Origin of the sequence: Pseudomonas sichuanensis (genome assembly GCF_003231305.1) — a bacterium.
GTDB classification, from domain to species: domain Bacteria; phylum Pseudomonadota; class Gammaproteobacteria; order Pseudomonadales; family Pseudomonadaceae; genus Aquipseudomonas; species Aquipseudomonas sichuanensis.
Genome location: NZ_QKVM01000041.1, coordinates 1 through 19,685 on the forward strand (window position 1 = coordinate 1; position 19,685 = coordinate 19,685).

Here is a 19,685-nt window from a genome sequence, read left to right on the forward strand (position 1 = left end):
TTTTATGCGGTGGTACAACAACGAGCACCGACATAGCCGCATCCGGTTCGTCACACCGGCTGAGCGGCATCGAGGGCTGGACCATCAGGTCTTGGCCCGGCGACATGAGTTGTACGAACGAGCCAAGGAAAACAAACCGGAGCGGTGGTCAGGCCGGACGCGTAACTGGGAACCGATCGGCACCGTGTTGTTGAACCAGGATCGAGAGCAACAGAACGAGAAAATGGCGGCATAGTTAGACGGTTGACGCGACAACTACCTTGAAAAATGCCGTCATGGTAGCTAAGCTAGCACCCCACTAACAATATCGCTATCAGCACATACCGCACCCTGTTCGAACTAATGGATTGTGATGGACACACCAAATAACTCACTGTATGAGGCAACCCATGAAAAAGCAATTAAAAATAATTCTGCTCGCGTCCCACCTGGCTCTGTTTGGCGCGGGAGTTGGGCTAGGGATCTATATACTTCCGATTTTGACAGCACAAGAAAACGCCACCATCGCCGAAATTGAAGAAGTGCAAAAGGTGGCAAAGTATAGCGGAGAGTTCAAGAAAGATCAGAAAGGCAGCGACGCCCTTCACTGGGCGAATGGACAACTTTTTGTTACGGATAACGAAATTGTATTTAAAGGTGATGTAGCACCTGGTCCAGACTACAAAATTTACCTGACAAAGAAACAAGCCACCGACAAAGAATCGTTTTTGGACATAAAGAAAGAAGCAATTCTGATTGGCGAATTGAAAAACTTCGGGAATTTCAAGAAAACCATTCCTGCAAGCGTCAACGTCAACGAGTTTACAACGGTCCAAATATGGTGCGAGCATTTCTCTAAGTTCATCGGCTCCGCAAAATATCAGTAAACAAGCTTAAACTTGGATCTTGCCTGTTCACGAATAACATGCGCCTCATGCCAATGGAAATTAAAGTCTTGCCGGGCATGAGGCCTCCCCTCCACGTCTAGATTCTTGAAGTCAAAATTGACCTCAACCGACCCTCAGACACTGACTACGATGCCTGCATACCCTGAAGCGGTTCACCAGATGGGCTTGCGACAGAGATAAGTACGCGCCAACCTCAGATGCCGCTAAGGCTCTATACGCCGCCTTATCGGAATGGGTGGAATTTTGCGCGCGAGCGTCTAATGTTATCCAAGAGCGAGGGCTCTGATTAGTCCCGTCTCCCATGAAGATTCGCAGACTAAGACCCCTATTAAATCTGTAACATTTCGCTAGTTAAACGTTCATAGTGGAGATAAATAAAATGATTTCTTTACTGTGGGGTGAAATTAACCATATCGACAATGTTAGACCCATAGACGATGAGGACCTGCCATGTCTAAATGAAATATTTGAAATATTGAAAAAGCACAACTGCATAGACAGATTTGGCGTGGCACTACTGCACAAACACTTTGATCTACAAGAAGATGAGGTGCTTCTGGAAACAACCGATGTGGATGGGCGCGAACAGTGGATCAGGCCGATTAAAGAAAGTTACTTAAAAGAAAACCGCATTGAAGCGCAAACAACCCTCGTATGTTACTCCGATGCAGGCCTGTCTCGGATGTGTGTTTGCGCGCGAGGGCCTGATGGTCATATAGGAAGACATGCCAGTACTCCAAGCATGGACTAAGTGTCAAAAATAGCTGGCGTGATAAGCGCAATGGAGGGAGCGTGGAGTGGATAAATATTGCCTCGGATGCCGTGAAAATTGGTATGGGAGCGTTGATCGCTGGAATGTTTGGCTATCTCGTCGCGCTGACCAATACTTCGGCAGAGACCAAAAAACTTCATATCACTAAAAAACAACTGCAGCTGGATAAGGTTATAGAAATACTCAATTCATTCCATAAAAATTATGCACACTATAGAGCCAATGTAAGAAATTACACAGGGCGGTTACAGGAGCTGAGTGCAACACGGTTATTGAATTGAAGCTGGAGCATCATGCCGCATAGCCATAGCTTCCTGCATCACCTCGTCCATAACCTCGATCGGACACTTGAAGTCGAAGCGCTTACGGGGGCGCATGTTCAGTTGCAGTGCGATGGCATCCAGTTCCTCCTGGCTATGCACCGACAAGTCCGTGCCCTTGGGCAGGTACTGGCGGATCAGGCCATTGATGTTTTCGTTACTGCCGCGCTGCCAAGGGCTGTGCGGGTCGCAGAAGTAAATCGCCACCCCGGTCTGCTGGGTGATTTCAGCATGCCGCGCCATTTCTCGGCCCTGGTCGTAGGTCATGCTCTTGCGCATCGCCAGCGGCATGCCATTGAGCGCTGCACTGAAGCCTTCCATCGCCGAGGTCGCCGTCGCGTCGTTCATCTTCACCAGCATCAGGTAGCCACTGGTGCGCTCCACCAGCGTACCTACAGACGAGGCGTTGGCCTTGCCCTTGATCAGGTCGCCTTCCCAATGCCCTGGCATCAGTCGGTCTTCGATCTCCGGCGGACGTACATGAATACTGACCCTCTCAGGGATCTGACCGCGCCGATCCACGCCGCCAGAGCGCGGCCTGCGCATCGTCTTGCTTTGGCGCAGGCAGATGATCAGCTCTTTACGCAGCTCGCCGACTGGCAAGGCATAGATCGCGTTATAGATCGTCTCGCGACAGACGTAGGCATCTCTGAGGCTGGGAATATTCATGCTGCGCAGCTTGCCGGCAATCTGCTCGGGAGACAAACGCTCACGCAGCATATGCGCCACCAATTCGAAGCGCTCGCTACCCGGCAACAGCTTTTGCTTCGGTCGACACACCTGACGGCGGGCCTGCATCTGCTGCTGGGCCACGCGGGCCGAGTAGCCGCCACAGGCATCTCGATTGCGGCGCAGCTCCCGGCTGATGGTCGAAGGGGATCGGTTGATCAAGCAGGCAATCCCGCGCAGGCTGAAACCTTGGGCATGACCGATTTGAATGGTGGCGCGCTCTTCAACGCTGAGTTCGGAATAAGACATAGGGACAGCACCGTACCGGAAAGGTCAGGTGTTGCACTCAGTTTTCGCCGCCGCCCCCTTATTATCACTGCGAGGTGAATAGCTTTTCTGCCAATTGATTATGCCAATGCGATTCTCTTCGCCGAAGATTTCGTCCATGAGCATGCCAAGTCTAAATAGTTCCCTATGATCAATACAGATAGCCATAACCCCGCCTGGGGTTAGCATCTCACGCATCATCCAGATTCTGGGTGTCATGAAGCGCAACCATTTGCTGTGCTTGGACCCATCATCTTTAGGAACTACATCGCCGAGATCTGGATCGTTTGGATCCTTGTCCCACTTGTCGTTATAGCGGAAGTCCTCGCCGGTGTTGTACGGCGGGTCTGTTACTACAAGATCAACTTGACCACGATATTTATAGAGCGTGACCATCGCAGAAAGGTTTTCACCGTCCCAGATCTCATTCTCTGACTGGGCGGTTTCCTCTCCAAAGGATACTTTCTTGATAATACGATGCAGCTTCGGCTTGACCTGGCGGATGATCTGCCAGGGAGCAGCCCGCCCGGTGTAACTCATAACGATGCCATTCTTGCCAGCATCGGCAAGCGCCGCATCATGCTCCTGCAGCATACGGACCAAGGCGGCCCTCGGCAGTTGTTCGTAATCCATGCTTGCCCCTTGAATTCGTGCGGCGGCACCGAAAAGCTGAAAATTCTAGTACCGCTCGTGGATGCTTCACCATCCCTAGGGTGGCGAGTGTACTTGTGAACGTATTGATTTGGCTGTTAAACCGTTGAAAAAGACGGATCAACTGAGTTCCAAACGGGCTGCGTACTGGCTGGCAGATGCGAATCCGGCGCACGCCGCTCCCTTCTGGGCTCAAGCCCGCGAAGCGGGCATAAAGAACCCGGCCGAGGCCGGGATCCTTATGGGCTTATGGGCCGGCGTATTGGTCTGCCCAGTCCAAAGCCGGTGCCACGGGAGCTTGCACCTCCTGAGGCCAGGTTTTGGAGCCCACTGCAAATCGCCCGTAACCCATTAAAAGATAGCTGGGCATCCGACGAAAAGAGCACCAAGGCACCATTACCCTTGAGCTACAGCGCCGCTACGGGGCACCAGTTTGATTTCAACGCGGCGATTTTGGGCGCGACCCTCGGCGGTGTCGTTGGGGGCAATGGGCGAGCTGGAGCCTGCACCAAAGGTTTGCAGGCGCGAAGGATCGACGCCATTGCTGCGCAAAGAGAAAAAGGGGACTGATTTATGTGCGCCAGGCAAAGCTTGGTCGCCTGGGAATGACGGCGCAAGCCGTCACGAAATGGCGTAAGAAACCCAGCGGGTATGACCCCCGCCCGGTAAAGGTTAGCCACCGACCGGAAGCGAGTCTTGCGTGGTGACCGGGTAACCGGCGCTGCGAAGCGTAGACAGCAGAAAAGGGGATTTATTTTCCCTACTCTAAAACGGCCGCTGTTGGCCGATTGCTGCCTGTCGTGGACGACCGTTTAACTTCAAAGCCTGACTGGATTGCAAACTGCTGACACGCGTAGATTCTGTTTTCGACTCGTTTAATGCCGTCGATGCCAGGCCATAAACAGAGAGGAAACAACCGCTCGAAAATTCGAGCCATAGACTCTAGAGCCAGTGGGTAGTCGGAGTCATGTTCCTGCAACCATCAAATCCAGATTCTGCACCGCCGCTCCAGCGGCTCCCTTCCCAAGATTGTCAAACACCGCAGCCAACAAAACCTGCCCCGTCTCATCATTTTCACACACCACCAATCGCAAACTATCAGTCCCGTTAAGCGCCTGAGGATCAAGGCACGTCAACCCTTTGGCCTCCTGCATCGACATCACCTGTACATGGTCCGCATCGACGTAGTGCTGCATAAGACACGCATGCAACCGCACCGCATCCACGCCCGGCGCCAACAAGCGAAGTTGCAACGGTATGGTCAGCACGATCCCCTGCCGAAAAGCCCCATAAGCCGGCACAAACATCGGCCGCTCCATCAGACCGCTTTGCTGCTGAATCTCCGGAATATGTTTGTGTGCCAGCCCCAGACCATAAACCTGAAACGCGGGCGCCTGTGATGCGCCCTCTCCCTCATGCTCTTGCACGCCAACGCGCCCTTTTCCGGAATAGCCCGACACAGCATGAATGTTCGTCGGATAGTCCCTGGGCAGCAACCCGGCCTCCAGCAATGGGCGCAGCAGCCCTATCGCCCCCGTGGGATAGCAACCGGGATTGCTGACCCGCCGTGCCGTGGCGATGCGTTGGGCCTGCTGCGAGTTCATCTCCGCGAAACCATAGGTCCAGTCTAGATGGGTGCGGTGCGCCGAACTCGCATCGATCACCCGAACGGCGGGGTTTTCGATGCTCGCTACAGCGTCGCGTGCGGCTTGGTCGGGCAAGCAGAGAATCGCGATGTCGCAGGCGTTGATGATTTCGGCGCGACGTTGCGGATCCTTGCGATGTTCGGGGCTGAGCGTGATAAGCCGCAGATCGGTCCGGTCGCGTAGACGTTGATGGATTTGCAACCCGGTGGTGCCTTGGTCGCCGTCGATGAATATAAGAGGACTTGCCATGGAATGCTCTCGGACATAGGAAATCAGGAGTTCCAATCTTCAGTGAGGGGCTAAGATAGGAAAAGTTGAATTTCTAAACGATGAAATTCAGCTTTTCTGAACAAGGAGTGACTCATGCGCGAAATCAGCCTGGACCGTCTGCGCACGTTGGTGGCCATTGCCGACCTGGGTTCGTTTGCCGAGGCGGCCCGTGTGCTGCACCTCGCGCCACCCACGGTCAGTTTGCATATTGCCGACCTGGAGTCGCGGGTTGGCGGAAAGCTGTTGTCGCGCACACGTGGGCGCATTCAGCCTTCGGCGATTGGAGAAACGCTGGTGGAGCGCGCGCGGCGCCTGTTGGCGGATGCGGAGCAGGCGCTTGAGGACGTGGAGCGTCAGGTGCAGGGCTTGGCCGGGCGTGTGCGGCTGGGTGCCTCCACAGGGGCCATCGCACAGTTGATGCCGCAAGCTTTGGAGACGTTGGGCCAACGCCACCCCGCTATCGATGTGCAGGTCGCGGTGCTCACGTCGCAGGAAACTTTGAAGAAGCTTGCCGAGGGCTCTTTGGAGATCGGTCTGGTCGCGCTGCCACAGACCCCGGTGAAGGAATTGCGGATCGAGCCATGGCGGCGGGACCCGGTCATGGCCTTCTTGCCGGCTCGCTGGGAATGCCCGGATGTTGTGACCCCCGGTTGGCTGGCCGCCCAGCCATTAATTCTGAATGACAAAACTACTCGGCTTTCGCGCTTGACCTCGGAGTGGTTCGCCAGTGATGGACGGCAGCCCACGCCGCGTATTCAACTGAACTACAACGATGCGATCAAAAGCCTAGTGGCGGCCGGTTATGGTGCGACGTTGTTGCCGCATGAAGCCTCCACGCCATTGCCCGATACCAGGATCGTCATGCGGCCATTACAGCCCTTATTGTGGCGTCAACTTGGTATTGCCCACCGTGGTGGGGACGTCGAGCGGCCTACGCAACATGTGCTGGATGTGTTGTGGGGGTTGAGTGCGGGCTAGGGCGATGTTGTCAGAGAAAGGACCGCTTTCGACCCGGTCATACGGTGATTGAGGTCCCAGGCGTCAGCTACCGCACCTGAAGCCGTCGTTCATCGCTCCAAAGCCGGTGCCTGTCTCCGTTCGCCCAGGCCAGGGTGTCGTAGTACTTGTGCAGCAGCTCGGTAATGGCGGCGGTGTCGTCGGTCATGGGGTTTCCTTGGGGTTGGCGGTGAGGACTGCCTGGACGCGTGCTTGCAGCGCGGGCAGCACGTCTTGTTGGAACCAGGGGTTGCGCACCAGCCAGCGATTGTTGCGCGGGCTAGGGTGAGGCAGGGGGAACGCTTGCGGCCAGTGCTCGCGCCAGGCTTCGACCACCCGGGTGAGCGGCGTCTTGCCAGTACCGAGGTGGTAGTCCATGGCGTAGCTGCCCAGCACGATGACCAGCGACAGGCGCTCGAAACGCTGCATGAAGGCTTCGCGCCAGGCGGGGGGCGCACTCCGGGCGTAGCGGCAGGTCACCGCTTTTGCCGGTGCCCGGATAACAGAAGCCCATGGGCAGAATGGCGATGCGGGTAGGGTCGTAGAAGGTGTCGCGGTCCACGCCCAGCCAGGCGCGCAGACGCGCGCCGCTGGCGTCGTCGAAGGGCACGCCTGAGGCATGGACCCGGGCCCCCGGTGCTTGGCCGGCGATGAGGATGGGCGCACTCGGGTGAAACTGGAAGACCGGCTGCACGCCGTGTGGCAGATGCGGTGCGCAGCGCGTGCAGGCGCGGACGTCGGTCAGAAAGGCGTCGAGTGTCGGCATGGCGCGCTTCCGGAAAGGGTGGCTCGCGCAGGACGGAGGTGCCATCCTGCGCGAAGCGTAACCCGGCAGCAAGTCAGTGCTGGGTCAGTGTCGGATAGCCCTGGATGAATACGCGGTCGGTCTTGGCCGCCGGCACATGGCAGCCCATGCAGTCGGCTTCGTAGCTGACGGCGACATTCTTGGCGGGGGCGTCGGCCTTGAACAGCGCCCAGCCCCAGCCGTCGCCCCACAAGGGGTTGCTGGCGAAACGGCCTTTGGCGTCCTAGACCATCACGAACCACACGGCCGCATCGGAACCCCAGACCACAGGGTTGCCAGTGGTCATGGCGCTGGTTTCGAGCTTGCGGATCTCTTTCACCAGCGTGGCGCCGTCCAAGAACTTGCCGGTCTTGCGGTAGTGCTCGGCCGAGGCCTTTTCGGTGTACACATCGTGCAAGCCGCGAGAGGCGGATTTTTCGTCCAACACCGCATATGAGCCCAGGTGGACGAAGTTTGTGCGGAAGTCTGTGGGGCGGCTGATGCCGCCCTGGCTGTCCACATAGGGCGAAAAGTCGCCGGCCGTGACGGCCAGTGGCAGGACGAGGGCGCTGGCGAGCAGAGCGCCGGTGAGTGCGATTTTCATCGTGTTCTCCTTATATGCCTATGGAGATCAGACGGCGACCACGGGGAAATCCACCGTGGTGTCGGCGATGTGGTTGGTGTAGTTGGTGAGCGTGTTCAGCGCGACGTTGGCGATCACTTCCAGTATCAGGCCGTCGTCGAGCCCCGCGCGGCGGTAGTTGGCCATGGCGTCGGCCGACACCACGCCGCGTTGCTCGACCAGCGCGCGGGCAAAGCCGGCGATTGCATCGTCAAGTGCGTTGGCCGCCTGGCCGGTGCGGGCCGCGGCGATGGCCTCTGCCGACAGTCCGGCACCTTTGCCGATCAGGGTGTGTGCGCTCAGGCAATACTGGCAGCGATTGGCTTGACCGGCAGCGAGCGCAACGATCTCGCGCTGGGAGGCATTCAGGCGGCCGGTGCCCAGCGTTTCGGACAAGCCGAGGTAGCCATTGAGCGCCGCCGGCGCGTGGGCCAGCGTGGCGAACAGGTTCGGCACCATGCCAAGCTTGGCTTTGACGGCCTTGAGTGTGGCAGCGGTAGCGGCGTCAGCGGTGTCGATGGTCAGGGGGGCGATTTGGGTCATGTCTATCTCCGTAGTGGGTGAGGTGCAAGAGCACGTGGGCATGATCGCCCTTTGTTTGGTACGATATGGCACGTAAAGTATCAAATACGTAACCTATCGTCTTATATGGAGAGTGGAATGGCGGATCGACTGGCCGGCTTGCTCCGGCACTACTCGCTTTCGGCGCGCGTTTTTCACAGCGGCGCCTTCTGTGGGCAGCATCATTACGCGGCGCCGCATGGCTATATCCATCTGGTGCGGCGCGGCCCGATTACGGTGCGTTCGCCCGTGCATGAAGATCTGCTGGTTACCGAGCCGAGCCTGCTGTTTTATCCGCGCGTGGCGTCGCATCGTTTTGTCGCCGCCCCCGGCGATACCGCTGAGCGGTTGTGTGCGGAGGTCGACCTGGGCGCTTCGACGGGCAATCCGTTGGCCATGGCCTTGCCGTCGATGCTGCTGATTCCGTTGGCGGACTTGCCCGGCCTCGGGCCGACGCTAGAGTTGCTGTTTGCCGAAGCCGAGCGCGACCAGTGCGGTCGGCAGGCCGCCATCGACCGCTTGTGCGAGTTGCTACTGATCCAGTTGCTGCGTTATCTGATGGATGGGCGGCTTGGCGCCACCGGACTGCTGGCGGGCCTGGCCGACCCGAAACTCGCGCGCGCCATAACCGCCATGCACGATGCGCCGCAGACCGCGTGGTCGCTCGAGGCGCTGGCGGCGAAGGCGGGCATGTCACGCGCGCGCTTCGCCGCCGCGTTCAAGGACGCGGTGGGCGTCACGCCGGGCGACTATCTGGCCGACTGGCGGATGAACGTCAGTTGCACCCTGCTCAAGCAGGGGCGGCCGGTGGCGGTGGTGGCCGACCGCGTCGGCTACGGCAGCCCGAACGCTCTGGCGCGCGCCTTCCGCGTGCGCATGGGCTGCGCCCCGCGCGACTGGCTGGCGCAGCAGCGCGGTGACGCGGCGCTCAGCGGTTCGTGAGTTTGAGTTCGATTCGCCGGTTCTTGGCGTAGGCGGCGCCGGTGTTGCGCTCGTCGAGCGGGTGAAATTCGCATCACGCCGGAACAACTGGCGGAACTCCAGGTGGCGATCCGTCAACGGCTGGTCAGTCTGTTCGTGCGGCGCGGCCGGCTGGACAAGGCTGAGTCAGTGGCGCAGGTAGCTGGATGACGCTGTCCCGCCCTGAGCCGACGCTCACAGGCGGGGATTTCCAGTGTCGTCATTGTCGGCTATTGGCCGGCAGCAGCCCGTCGTTGCCTGATGGATCCAACCCCTCCGCTGCTATAGTGCAGTCGGCTTCTGACGTTCAGTGCAGCCGTCTTCTGAAAACGACATCCAGACGAGCTTCTGGGCTTGGGATTTCCCGTTTTCCTGTCACTTTTCTCGTACCGAAATCAGTGTGAGAAAAACGCATGGGAAAGCGGATTGGATATGCCCGAGTGTCGACTGATGATCAGAACCTCGACCTGCAGCGAGATGCACTTGCTCTGGCTGGGTGCTCAACAGTCTACGAGGAGACCATGAGCGGCAAGTCGGCGGACAGGCCGGAGCTGGGGCATTGCCTTAAAGCTCTGCGTAATGGTGACACTCTGGTTGTCTGGCGACTGGACCGCCTCGGTCGCTCTTTGCCTGACTTGGTTGGGATTGTCAGTAGCTTGGAGCAGGAAGGGGTGGCCTTCGAATCCATAACCGAACGAATCGAAACCACCAGCGCTGCCGGCAAGCTGATTTTTCACGTGTTCGCTGCCCTGGCTGGGTTTGAGCGCAATCTCATTCGAGAACGGACTCGTGCAGGATTGGCTGCGGCTCGTGCCCGTGGGAGAAAAGGTGGACGCAAGCCTGCGCTGGATGATCGTCAGGTGCGTGAGATACGAGCTCTTCTCAGAGATCCTGAGATACAGGTAACCGATGTTGCCCGACGGTATGGCGTTTCTCGAACAACGCTTTACCGCTACGTCGGTTCGCCGAAATCATCTGCGGTCGTTTAAGTGGTGGTGTTATTTTCCGCTGAAGTTGCCCAGATAATTTTGGGCGCTATGACCTAGCAGGCAAGTGAAGAATGTCTCTGGCGTACTACTTGTGCCGGACTACCACTGAATAAATAGGGAGTTTTCATGTCGGTGTTTTTTTCTGTGAAGGGATGCGTTGGTACCTTGCTGTTGGTTGTGCTGGTTGGTTGCTCCAGTACCCCGAAGGTCACGTTGCCAGAACCTAAAGATGTTCCTCGCGAGAAATGGTCCGATGCCATGCTGGTTCTGGAAGCCATGCGCATCGATGGTCAGCGCGATATTCCAAGTGAAACGGTTGGGAATGAAGCAGATAACCTGAGCGCGCCGCGGTCTTCGGGAGGCTCTGGAGGTCTAGCGACGGCAGGTTTGGGATACGTGTCACCTCCAACTGGTTTTAGCAGCGCAGGAGCAGCCTCTTTTGGCGTCGGTTTGTTCTTGCTGGGTGGTGGCAGCGCTGGCCCTGTCTATCATTACCAGGTTGCTGCGTGGGTGCCTGAGAAACTCGCGTCTAACCCAAAGGAGGCATCTGCTTTGGTCAGGTCGGCCTGGCTTGATGCGAGAGAAGAATACTTCGGTGGGAAAATCTCAAAGTTGCGTCATGAGCCGGCTAAGTACGCTGACGGATCAGGCAAGAAATACGACAGGCTTGCAGATTTGGCTGCTGGGAACCCTGCACCGTTCGACGCTCCGGCGAGCGCTGCGCCAGCATTCATTTCGGCCGAGAAAGCTTACGGCCCGATTTTCCTGACCGATCCCTCAGGCGAACTATTTGCTGACGCTAGCAGAGCTGATAAGGACGGCATGGATGCGCTGGCGGGTATTGCTCGTCACCTGCCCGAATGGATGTATGCATACTATCCTGGACGGAATTGGCCTAAGGACTTCCGACCTGCCGCTATTTACAACAAGAACGGCAATCTCTATTTCATTGGGAAGTAGTTCGTGGTCGACCTGTGCGCCTGGCGTGCCGGGGTTTTATCTGCGGAATCAGGCATACAGACTCTCTCGCGAGTCGAAGGCGTTCAATAAAAACGAAGGTGCTCAACACGAGTATTGAGCACCTTCGACGTGCGTTGAGCGCCTTCAGGGAGCGGTGGGAAGCTCCCATGCCCATCCGCCCTGCATACCTGTTTTGTGTGAACGTATACCTAGCTGTTTCTGGGCTCTGCGAAGTGACGCCGAAGAAATGCAACGTTCTTCAGCTAAAGCCATCAACGCATTGGTTGCAACAGGCCCAGCTTGCAACGTCTCCTCAAGAAAGCTGCGCGCTTCTTGAGTAGCTGATGCGGGTCTGGCGTCACCCGTTTGCTCGATAGCAGCGAGAATGGCTTCAGCGCTACCGTCGATGGCCTCTCCCCATCGGATGCAGGTTGTCTCCAGCTGCTTGTCTATAACGATGGGCTCAACGAAATACTCGATTCCTCCGTTATCAATCGAAACGTTGGACTTGGCTCGGACAAGCACCCTGGCTTCTGAATTTTGATCCTTCTCTGCCACCAGTACAGTGCGAGCGAGCGCGGAGAATGCCTGGCTGCCGATTACACGATTAGCGGCGGAGGACTGGACCGTACCTTTGCTCAGGTGAGATATGCCGAGGACAGCGCAACAATGCCGCTCTGCAAAATCCACTACCATTTGTAGCCCTTGCCGAACCTCATTTGCTCGGTGCATATCCCCACGAATAAGATTGATCAGTGGATCGAAAATCAGCAATGAAACGCCGTCAATACGTGCGGCTGCCTCATTCAAAAGGGCAAAGTTGGCTGCAGGATCAAACTGTCGCCTGTTCCCACGCTGATCACTTAGCCCTTCAATTATGTGCACGCGGGTTAGGTCTGCATCTGCAGCCGTAAGGCGGGGAATGATCGTGTCAGCGATACCATCCTCGCCGCTCCAGATTACGATGTTGCCTGCTGTCTCACATTTGCTGCCGTCTGGCCAATCACCACCTCTGCTGAGCGTGGCGGCCAGCGAGATTGCCAGCGTGGTTTTGCCGCATCCACCTGCGCCGGCAAGAATGGATAACTTTGCCTTTGGCAGCCAGCCTGGCCAAATCCACTGGATTTTTTCCGCTGGAATATCGACCGCTGCTGTGAGTTCTATCATCCAGCCCGGTTGTTGAGGTGTTCGGCGCTGCATTACAGTGCCTCCCTTTGCCGAATCCAAGCCTGGACTTCGCTGTTACGCCAACCGACGCTGGAACCGCACAAAAGGCGCTGTCGCGGGAAAAGGCCTTCCGATATTTTCCGATAGATCGTTGAACGTTTCAGGCCGACGATTGCTTCGACATCGCGCAAACGAAGAATCTTGTCATCGTCGCCGACGTCGTCAAAGTTGCTGACGTGCTTTGCCATAGGTTTTGAGTCCGAGGTTCTGAAGCGTGGGGCAGCGTCCTCCGGCACTACTGCTAAAAAGGGTAAAAAGACGGGTATCGGCTGGCTATATAGCGAGCAGGGGCATTTGCCACACGCATAGGTATATGCGCGTTTCCGAGATTCATGGTCGGTAGCGTCGGAGGTCGTTGTGGGCTACAGAAGTTCTAGGGCACTAAGGCTTCTAGGGGCAGAACGCACTGCGAGTGTTCTGACCAGGTACGCAAATCAGCCAATGGCAGCTGATGCGGCCCGTTCAGCTGATGCGAACGAGGCGAAAGCTTTTAACGTCGTTACCGGGGCGACGTGGCGGCCCGTTGCGGATCGATAGGGAACGCTTGGGACGGACACTATTTAACATGAGAGTGCCGGGCTGGCAATCAGCAGGTGCTCTACCTTGGTTGGGAAAGGGTGGCCCAACCAAGGCAGTAGTGACTGAATGCTCAGCGTTCTGTCGGACTCAACTAGTTATTTTTCCCGATATCGATTTTGGGCAGCGCCTTGACGATTTTCTGGGTTTCCAGGCTGACGGTAACCACGCGCAGGAACAGCTCGAGTGGGTACTTGGGGTTGCCCATGGTTTCCACGGCCCAGTCGTTGGCGTCGTTGACGATGCCGCTGGCCTTGTCGGTACGCACCGCTTGGCGCTCCATCACCCAATCGAGTGCGGCTTTGCCGTTGACGACGTAATCCCACGCCGCTTCAGGAATGTCCTTTATGGTGATGCAGTGGTTGTAGATGACGGTGGTCTTGTCGCCCTTCTTGGCGAACTTCATCTTCTCCACGCGGTAATCGGCATTGGTCAGCGTGCCCTTGGCCTCGATGGTCAGCGGGTAGGGCGCGACGGTTTCGTAGTTCAGGTGAAGTTCGGCCAATGCGCGGCCCGCCTTGCTGAAAGCCCAGAAGTCGGCGACTTTCTGTACGGCCGGAATGCGTGGCAGTTCCTTGCTAAGGTTGTCGGCAAAGCGTTCGCGGTATTCCGGGGAATGGAGAATGCCGTAGACATAATAGAACAGATCTTCTTTGCCGATGGCCTCGCCGGGATAGGCGTTGGCAAAGTGCGCCAGACCAGCATCGGTAATGGCATCGCGGCGGCGCAAGCCACCTTTGACTGGGTCTGCAAAGAGGTCATCTTTTGCGATCTGAGCAGCTTCATCGTAGAGGTAGAGGGGGAAGCATTGAGAACCTTCAATATCCATACAGTGAAGGCTAGGCACATGATTTGAAATCAGTGCGCTAAAGGCCACTTTCTCTCCTGATCCAGAAACGCCTATTACTAGGTTTTCAGATGCAGCCTCAGGGAACATCCGGGGTAGCTGATTAACATAAGCATTTAACATTCTGTCAAAATACCCATGCTGCTTTGTGAAAGGCCGATAAAGACAAGTAATAAATCCAGTTTCGTTAAATTTTGCTAATTTTCCCTTTGCACAGTCGTTACGCAGGCCTCGTGTCCAACTAATTTTGGTCGCCTCCTTATTAATAAAGTCAGCAACAGCTTCCGCTCTTGATTTGGTATCCATTTCCGGGGTCGCGTGGAGAAATCGATCAACTTCTCCGTTATAGAAATCGACCATAGATTTGACTTTGTTTTTGAGCACGCTTTTCGAGCTATTGAACACCCAAGCATCGCGCCCGGTTTCCAGTCCTCTGGTGTAGTTCTCAAACAACGTTGCTGTGGTTTTGTCGTCCTTGTCGCCTAACGCTATGAACTGGGCAAAGCTGTTGTCGCGCTGTTTGAGCCAATCGCCGTGCTCGTCGGGAATTATCTGCTGCCAAGCTGGAATGCCGACAACGCTGGCGTAGCTGACGATCTTCTCCAGCTTTTCTTCGCGGCTGAGATAGTCGCCGATATCGTGGAAATAGATCTGGCCGTGGGTTACCGCCTCGGGGTTCTTAACCAGCAGCGAGATGGCAATTGGGGCACGGCTGCCACTACCAAAAATCTTCCCACCTTCCTTACGTGAGGTTTCGCCACTGGTGCGCTGGTTGCCACGGAGGTGGAACACATAGAGGCTGGAGAACTCATCCACCAGGCACTTGCGTAGGCCATCTGCAGTATTGGCTTCTACGAAGCCTGCGTTGGTAACGAAACCAATGATGCCGGCATCGCCAATACGGTCACTGGCCCAGCGAATGGAGCGAATATAGCTGTCATAGAGAGCGTTCTTGTTGTTCGCGTCTGAACGAGCGGCATAGGTTGTTCGAATGCGCTCATCCAGACTTGGATAAGGGACGTTAGCGTTGTTAGCGTTGGCGTCACCTTGGCCGACTGAATAAGGCGGATTGCCCACAATCACCCGTATATCCAAATCCTTCTGCCGCTTACGCCGGGCGCTGTTGTCCTCCAGCAGTGCGTCTACCAGGTCGTCCTTCTCATACATTTGGAAGGTATCGGTCAGGCAGATGCCTTCAAACGGGGCGTATTCGTCGATCACTTCACCATGGTAAGCCGCTTCGATATTGATGGCGGCGATGTAGTAAGCCAGTAGCACCAGCTCGTTGGCATGGATCTCGTGTCTGTACTTGTGCGGTAGCTCTTCCGGCTTGATCAGGCCCGACTGGATTAGGCGTGTGATAAAGGTGCCGGTGCCGGTGAACGGATCGATGATGTGAACGCCCTTACTGCCTAGGGTTTGGCCGAACTCCTGTAGCAGCAGGTGGTTGACGCTGTGGAGGATGAAGTCCACCACTTCGACCGGGGTGTAAACGATACCCAAGCGCTCGGTCATCTTGGGGAAGGCGTTGCGGAAGAATTTGTCGTACAGCTCGACGATGATCTTCTGCTTGCCCTGGGTGTTGTTGATGCCGGCAGCACGCTGACGCACGCTGGCGTAGAACTTCTCTAGGGTGTCGGCTTCCTTGGCCAGGTGGTGCTCATGAAGCGCGTCCAGCACGCTTTGCATGGCCTTGGACATGGGGTTGTGGCTGGCGAAGCTGTATTCATCGAACAGTGCATCGAATACTGGCTTGGTTACCAGATGCTGGGCAAGCATTTCGACGATCTCGCCATCGCTGATGCTGTCGTTGAGATCATCGCGTAGCTCAGCGGCGAAGGCCGCGAAAGTAGCTCTCTCCTGGGTGTATTCAGGATTCTCCAAAATACCCTGGATGCGGTCGATGTGGGTACGGGCGATCTTGGCGATGTCGTTGGCCCAGTCTTCCCAGTGGTGGCGGTTGCCACACTTATCGACGATCTTGGCGTAGATGGCCTTCTCGATTTCCCCGACCTCATAGGCCAGCTCGGCCTGCTGGGTCATCTGGCCTTCGACATCGTACTTAGCGCGTTTCTCACCAATGCCGTACTGGCCTTTGCCTGCCTGGCCGTTGCTGGTGCCGCTAGTTTTCCTTACCTTTTTACCGGCCTTGTCGGTGATAGCAATGACTTCCATCTTGCGCGGGTCAGAGCCGATCAGGTCGAGCTTGTTGACCATGGCGTCGAAGCTGTCGTCGTGCGAGCGCAGTGCCTGAAGCACCTGCCAGACCACCTTATAGGTCTGGTTGTCGTTGAGCGCTTCGTGGGGCTCCATACCGGCAGGAATGACCACCGGCAGCACCACATAGCCACGCTTCTTGCCCGGTGCGTTGCGCATTACCCTGCCAACGGATTGCACCACGTCGACTTGGGAATTACGCGGGGTGAGGAAGAGCACGGCGTCCAGCGCGGGCACGTCCACACCCTCGGACAGGCAGCGCACATTGCTGAGGATGCGGCAGGTATTCGCTGGCGGCTCTTCCTTGAGCCAGTTGAGCTTGGCTTCCTTGGCGCTGGCATTCATGCCACCATCGACGTGTGCGGCTTCGCATATGATGCGTGAGGCTTCATCGATGTTTTCTGACTCCTGATAAGCCTCCACCACCGATTGGAACATGCTGGCGATGTTGACAGAGCTGACCTTGTGCTTGGTGCCCTTGTAGTTGGGCGAGATGACCTGGCAGAAAGCTACAGCACGCTTCATGGGCTGATCATCACCCACCAGGTTTTCGGCCAGTCCCTGCTTGGCCAGCGCCTTCCAGCAACCGACTATCTTGGCGGCGTCGTCTACCTTGAGTTGGTTGTTCTCGTCCTTCAGCATCTCCTGAAGGCGGCGGCTGATGGTGCTCTCCTCGACGGTGAGTACTAGCACCTTGTAATCGGTGAGCAGGCCGCGCTGAACGGCCTCGGAGAAGTTGATGACGAACAGTTCTTTGCCGTAGAGCGCTTCGTCATCCATCGAGCACAGGGTGACTTCGCCGGACTCGGCCTTGAGCTTGGCGTTGTCACCGTAGATGCGCGGCGTGGCGGTCATGTACAGACGTTTAGTGGCGCGGATGTAGTCGGCATCATGAACGCGCACAAAGTTGCTTTCGTCATCGTCGCCAAAGGTGGCACCCGTGGTGCGGTGAGCTTCGTCGCAGATCACCAGATCGAAAGCGGCCAGGCCATGATCAGCCTGGGCGCGGCTGATTACGTCGATGGAGTGATAGGTGGAGAACACCACGCTCATGTGTTCGGCATCGTGGCGCTTGAGCATTTCCGCTGCGAGGCGATCCGCCTTGGTGGTGGCCGGGTAGCGCAGCTCGTGGGTGAACACCTGAACCGCGTCATCCTCTGATTTGCGCTTCTTGCCTACGTCGCTGTCGGAGCAGACGGCAAAGCTGTGGAGCGGGGTTGCGCTTTCCTGCGTCCACTCGGTGAGGGTTTGCGATAGCAGTGACAGGCTGGGCACCAGGAACAATACACGCTTGCCCTTGCCGGCCTGCTGCTCGGCAATTTTCAGGCTGGTGAAGGTCTTGCCGGTGCCGCAGGCCATGATCAGCTTGCCGCGTTCGGCGTCCTTGAGGCCAGCGGCCACGGCATTCAGCGCGGTTTGCTGGTGCTCGCGCAACTGCTTCTTGGCCTTGAGCGCGACGGCTTGATTGGGCTGGTACTTGGCCCAGTCGATCTGGCTGTCTTCCAGGGCTTGCAGGTCGATCTTACTGACCGGGGGCTGCTGGCCCTGCAACGCGTCCTCGGCGTGCTCGCTCCAGTTGTTGGTAGTGGCTACGATGATGCGGTGCGAGAACGGCGCCTTGCCCGAGGCAGTGAAGAAGCTGTCGATGTCCTTCTTCTGAACGCGGTAATCCACGGCATACAGCTTACACTGGATGGCGTGGTACTCGCCGGTACCTTGGGTGCGCGCCACCAGGTCGATGCCCGCGTCCTTACCGCTAAGGCCCTGCTCCTTCGCCCACTCCGCATATGCCCATACCTTGTCGTATAGGTCGCGGTAGGTGGCTTCGTTGCGGAGGTAAGTGCAAATCAGCTCTTCGAAATAAGTACCTTTTTCGCGTTCGGTGACAGAAGCGCTGCGGTAGGTATTCAGCAAAGCTGATAAGGCTGACATCGGTAGGAATTCCTTTTGGACTGCGCCTGGCGCACTACAGGCGCCAAATCGGCGCAGTTTAGCAATTCAGCCAGTACTGGAGCGATAAGATAGTGCTTGTATTAGCTTGAAGGCTTGCTGGCTGATGGGGGCGCTTGCATTCAGCGTTTTATCGAGTCCAAAAAGTCGGCCCAGATCTGCATCATTTCACGCCGCTCCGGCAAGAAGGTGGTTCGATCGTACGCACGTCCCAGCGGATTTTTTACCGTGTGAGCAAGCTGATGCTCCAGAAGATCGGGGCGAAACCCCAGCACCTCAGCGCCTATGGTTCTCGCTGTCGCACGAAAGCCGTGCCCAGTCATTTCGTCGCCGCTGATGTCCATGCGGCGTAACGCGCTGAGTACGGCATTGTTGGACATCGGCCGGTCGCCTCCCCGTGCCGAGGGGAAGGCGTACCGATGTCTGCCGGTGAGTGGTTTCAGCTCGCGCAGAACAGCGATTGCTTGCTGGCTCAGGGGAACCAAATGATCCGGACGATCCTGTTTGGTGGCAGTGAGCCCTTTCATCTTGTGGCCGGGAATCAACCACTCGCCCGCCTCCAGATTGACCTCCGACCACTCCATGTGGCGCAGGTCACCGGGCCGGCAGAACAGCAATGGGGCCAGTTTGAGTGCACAACAAACAGGCATTGTCCCCGTGTAGCTATCCAGTGCTTTGAGCAGTGCCCCGAGTTTTTCAGGATCGGTCACGGCAGCAAAGTGTTTCACCCGCTTGGCTGGGAGCGTACGTGAGAGATTGCCAATCTGGTTGGGCGGGGTGATACCGGCAGCTTCGGCGAACTCGAAAATCTGTTTGTAGATCTGGGCAACACGACGCGCCGTCTCGCGAGCGCCGCGCTTGATGATGCGCTGCAGGTTTTCGACCAGCATGGGCGTGTTGATGCTGCTGATCGGGAGTTTTCCCAGCCAGGGGTAGGCATTGAGCTCAAGGCGCTGCCGCACCGTGCGGGTGTACTCCGGATCCCAGGATGATTCGCGAATAGTGAGCCATTGCTTAGCGACCGATTCAAAGGTGTGTTGGTGATCGAGCTGGCTGACCACCTTGGCCATACGCCGTTGGAGCGAAGGGTCTTGGCCGCCGGCGAGCTGAACACGAGCGTCATCACGCTTGCGCCGGGCCTCCTGCAGGCCGACCTCGGGGTAAACGCCAAGGGCCAGGCGTTTTTCTTTTCCCAGAAAGCGGTACTTCAAGCGCCAGTAACGGCCTCCGTTGGGCTGCACTTCAAGGTACAAACCTTGTTCGTCGTACAGGCGGTATGGCTTGTCCTGGGGCTTGGCGTTGCGGCAGTTGGTGTCTTTCAGGGGCATTGGGGGCACATCCTCTCCGAGCGAGCTGATGAGCGTTTTATGCCCCCATATATGCCCCCGTCAACCGCAGGATGCCCTGGGATTAGGTGGGAAAACGTGGGCAATAAAAAAGCCGTAAAGCTTTGA

The 19,685-nt window shown here is 57.1% G+C and carries 16 protein-coding genes and 4 pseudogenes; 8 read left to right on the forward strand and 12 right to left on the reverse strand.

Features of this window, described 5'->3' with window-relative positions; all coding sequences use genetic code 11:
* The 4 genes and pseudogenes from DM373_RS19740 to DM373_RS28800 all read left to right on the forward strand — a co-directional run.
* Positions 1–235: pseudogene (locus DM373_RS19740) on the forward strand (IS3 family transposase); the annotation flags it as partial.
* 154 nt (positions 236–389) lie between these two features.
* Positions 390–866 carry a DM13 domain-containing protein gene (locus DM373_RS19745; RefSeq protein ID WP_011711661.1) on the forward strand — a complete coding sequence of 159 codons (477 nt, stop codon included), beginning with the start codon at positions 390–392 and terminating at the stop codon, positions 864–866.
* Positions 867–1,266: 400 nt separating this feature from the next.
* Positions 1,267–1,638, forward strand: a complete 372-nt coding sequence (locus DM373_RS28795) for a hypothetical protein (RefSeq protein WP_052959448.1) — start codon at positions 1,267–1,269, stop codon at positions 1,636–1,638.
* Between the two features lie 41 nt (positions 1,639–1,679).
* Positions 1,680–1,940, forward strand: coding sequence for a hypothetical protein (locus DM373_RS28800; protein ID WP_047296649.1), 261 nt, complete (start codon positions 1,680–1,682; stop codon positions 1,938–1,940).
* Here the strand turns inward: DM373_RS28800 and DM373_RS19750 are convergent.
* The 4 genes and pseudogenes from DM373_RS19750 to argC all read right to left on the reverse strand — a co-directional run bounded on the left by DM373_RS19750 (position 1,929) and on the right by argC (position 5,521).
* Positions 1,929–2,957 (reverse strand): IS30 family transposase, encoded by a 1,029-nt coding sequence (locus DM373_RS19750; RefSeq protein ID WP_003465026.1) that lies wholly within the window; start codon positions 2,955–2,957, stop codon positions 1,929–1,931. The genes DM373_RS28800 and DM373_RS19750 overlap by 12 nt on opposite strands.
* Before the next feature lie 24 nt (positions 2,958–2,981).
* Entirely contained in the window at positions 2,982–3,608 is a 627-nt protein-coding gene (locus DM373_RS19755) for a DNA methyltransferase (protein WP_003465024.1), read from the reverse strand.
* 414 nt (positions 3,609–4,022) lie between these two features.
* Positions 4,023–4,178: pseudogene (locus tag DM373_RS29255) on the reverse strand (OmpA family protein); the annotation flags it as partial.
* Positions 4,179–4,591: 413 nt separating this feature from the next.
* Complete coding sequence (gene argC, locus DM373_RS19765; protein WP_049275860.1) at positions 4,592–5,521, reverse strand: N-acetyl-gamma-glutamyl-phosphate reductase; 930 nt, start codon at positions 5,519–5,521, stop codon at positions 4,592–4,594.
* A gap of 114 nt (positions 5,522–5,635) precedes the next feature.
* Between argC and DM373_RS19770 the strand changes: the two genes are divergently transcribed.
* Positions 5,636–6,520, forward strand: a complete 885-nt coding sequence (locus DM373_RS19770) for a LysR family transcriptional regulator (protein WP_003465017.1) — start codon at positions 5,636–5,638, stop codon at positions 6,518–6,520.
* Between the two features lie 183 nt (positions 6,521–6,703).
* On the opposite strand, the gene DM373_RS29090 is transcribed toward DM373_RS19770, so the two are convergent.
* The 4 genes and pseudogenes from DM373_RS29090 to DM373_RS19790 all read right to left on the reverse strand — a co-directional run bounded on the left by DM373_RS29090 (position 6,704) and on the right by DM373_RS19790 (position 8,529).
* A complete protein-coding gene (locus DM373_RS29090; protein ID WP_003830781.1) occupies positions 6,704–6,967 on the reverse strand; it encodes a uracil-DNA glycosylase family protein in 264 nt (87 codons plus the stop codon).
* 61 nt (positions 6,968–7,028) lie between these two features.
* A pseudogene (locus DM373_RS29780) lies at positions 7,029–7,349 on the reverse strand (uracil-DNA glycosylase family protein); the annotation flags it as partial.
* Positions 7,350–7,377: 28 nt separating this feature from the next.
* Positions 7,378–7,926: pseudogene (locus tag DM373_RS19785) on the reverse strand (cytochrome P460 family protein).
* Positions 7,927–7,953: 27 nt separating this feature from the next.
* Entirely contained in the window at positions 7,954–8,529 is a 576-nt protein-coding gene (locus DM373_RS19790) for a carboxymuconolactone decarboxylase family protein (protein WP_003464997.1), read from the reverse strand.
* Between the two features lie 75 nt (positions 8,530–8,604).
* Between DM373_RS19790 and DM373_RS19795 the strand changes: the two genes are divergently transcribed.
* From DM373_RS19795 to DM373_RS19810, 3 genes are all read left to right on the forward strand, one after another.
* Positions 8,605–9,447, forward strand: a complete 843-nt coding sequence (locus tag DM373_RS19795) for a helix-turn-helix transcriptional regulator (protein ID WP_049275859.1) — start codon at positions 8,605–8,607, stop codon at positions 9,445–9,447.
* A gap of 431 nt (positions 9,448–9,878) precedes the next feature.
* A complete protein-coding gene (locus DM373_RS19805) occupies positions 9,879–10,454 on the forward strand; it encodes a recombinase family protein (protein ID WP_110995181.1) in 576 nt (191 codons plus the stop codon).
* 126 nt (positions 10,455–10,580) lie between these two features.
* Complete coding sequence (locus tag DM373_RS19810; protein WP_110995182.1) at positions 10,581–11,414, forward strand: hypothetical protein; 834 nt, start codon at positions 10,581–10,583, stop codon at positions 11,412–11,414.
* A gap of 144 nt (positions 11,415–11,558) precedes the next feature.
* On the opposite strand, the gene DM373_RS19815 is transcribed toward DM373_RS19810, so the two are convergent.
* The 4 genes from DM373_RS19815 to DM373_RS19830 form a co-directional block, all read right to left on the reverse strand.
* A complete protein-coding gene (locus DM373_RS19815; RefSeq protein ID WP_110995183.1) occupies positions 11,559–12,614 on the reverse strand; it encodes an AAA family ATPase in 1,056 nt (351 codons plus the stop codon).
* Positions 12,614–12,829, reverse strand: a complete 216-nt coding sequence (locus DM373_RS19820; RefSeq protein ID WP_054881519.1) for a helix-turn-helix transcriptional regulator — start codon at positions 12,827–12,829, stop codon at positions 12,614–12,616. The genes DM373_RS19815 and DM373_RS19820 overlap by 1 nt, the downstream gene beginning before the upstream one ends.
* Positions 12,830–13,311: 482 nt before the next feature.
* Positions 13,312–18,213: a DEAD/DEAH box helicase gene (locus DM373_RS19825; RefSeq protein ID WP_110995184.1), complete on the reverse strand. Its 4,902-nt coding sequence runs from the start codon at positions 18,211–18,213 to the stop codon at positions 13,312–13,314.
* Positions 18,214–18,353: 140 nt separating this feature from the next.
* Complete coding sequence (locus DM373_RS19830) at positions 18,354–19,559, reverse strand: tyrosine-type recombinase/integrase (protein WP_110995185.1); 1,206 nt, start codon at positions 19,557–19,559, stop codon at positions 18,354–18,356.
* Positions 19,560–19,685: the final 126 nt, after the last annotated feature.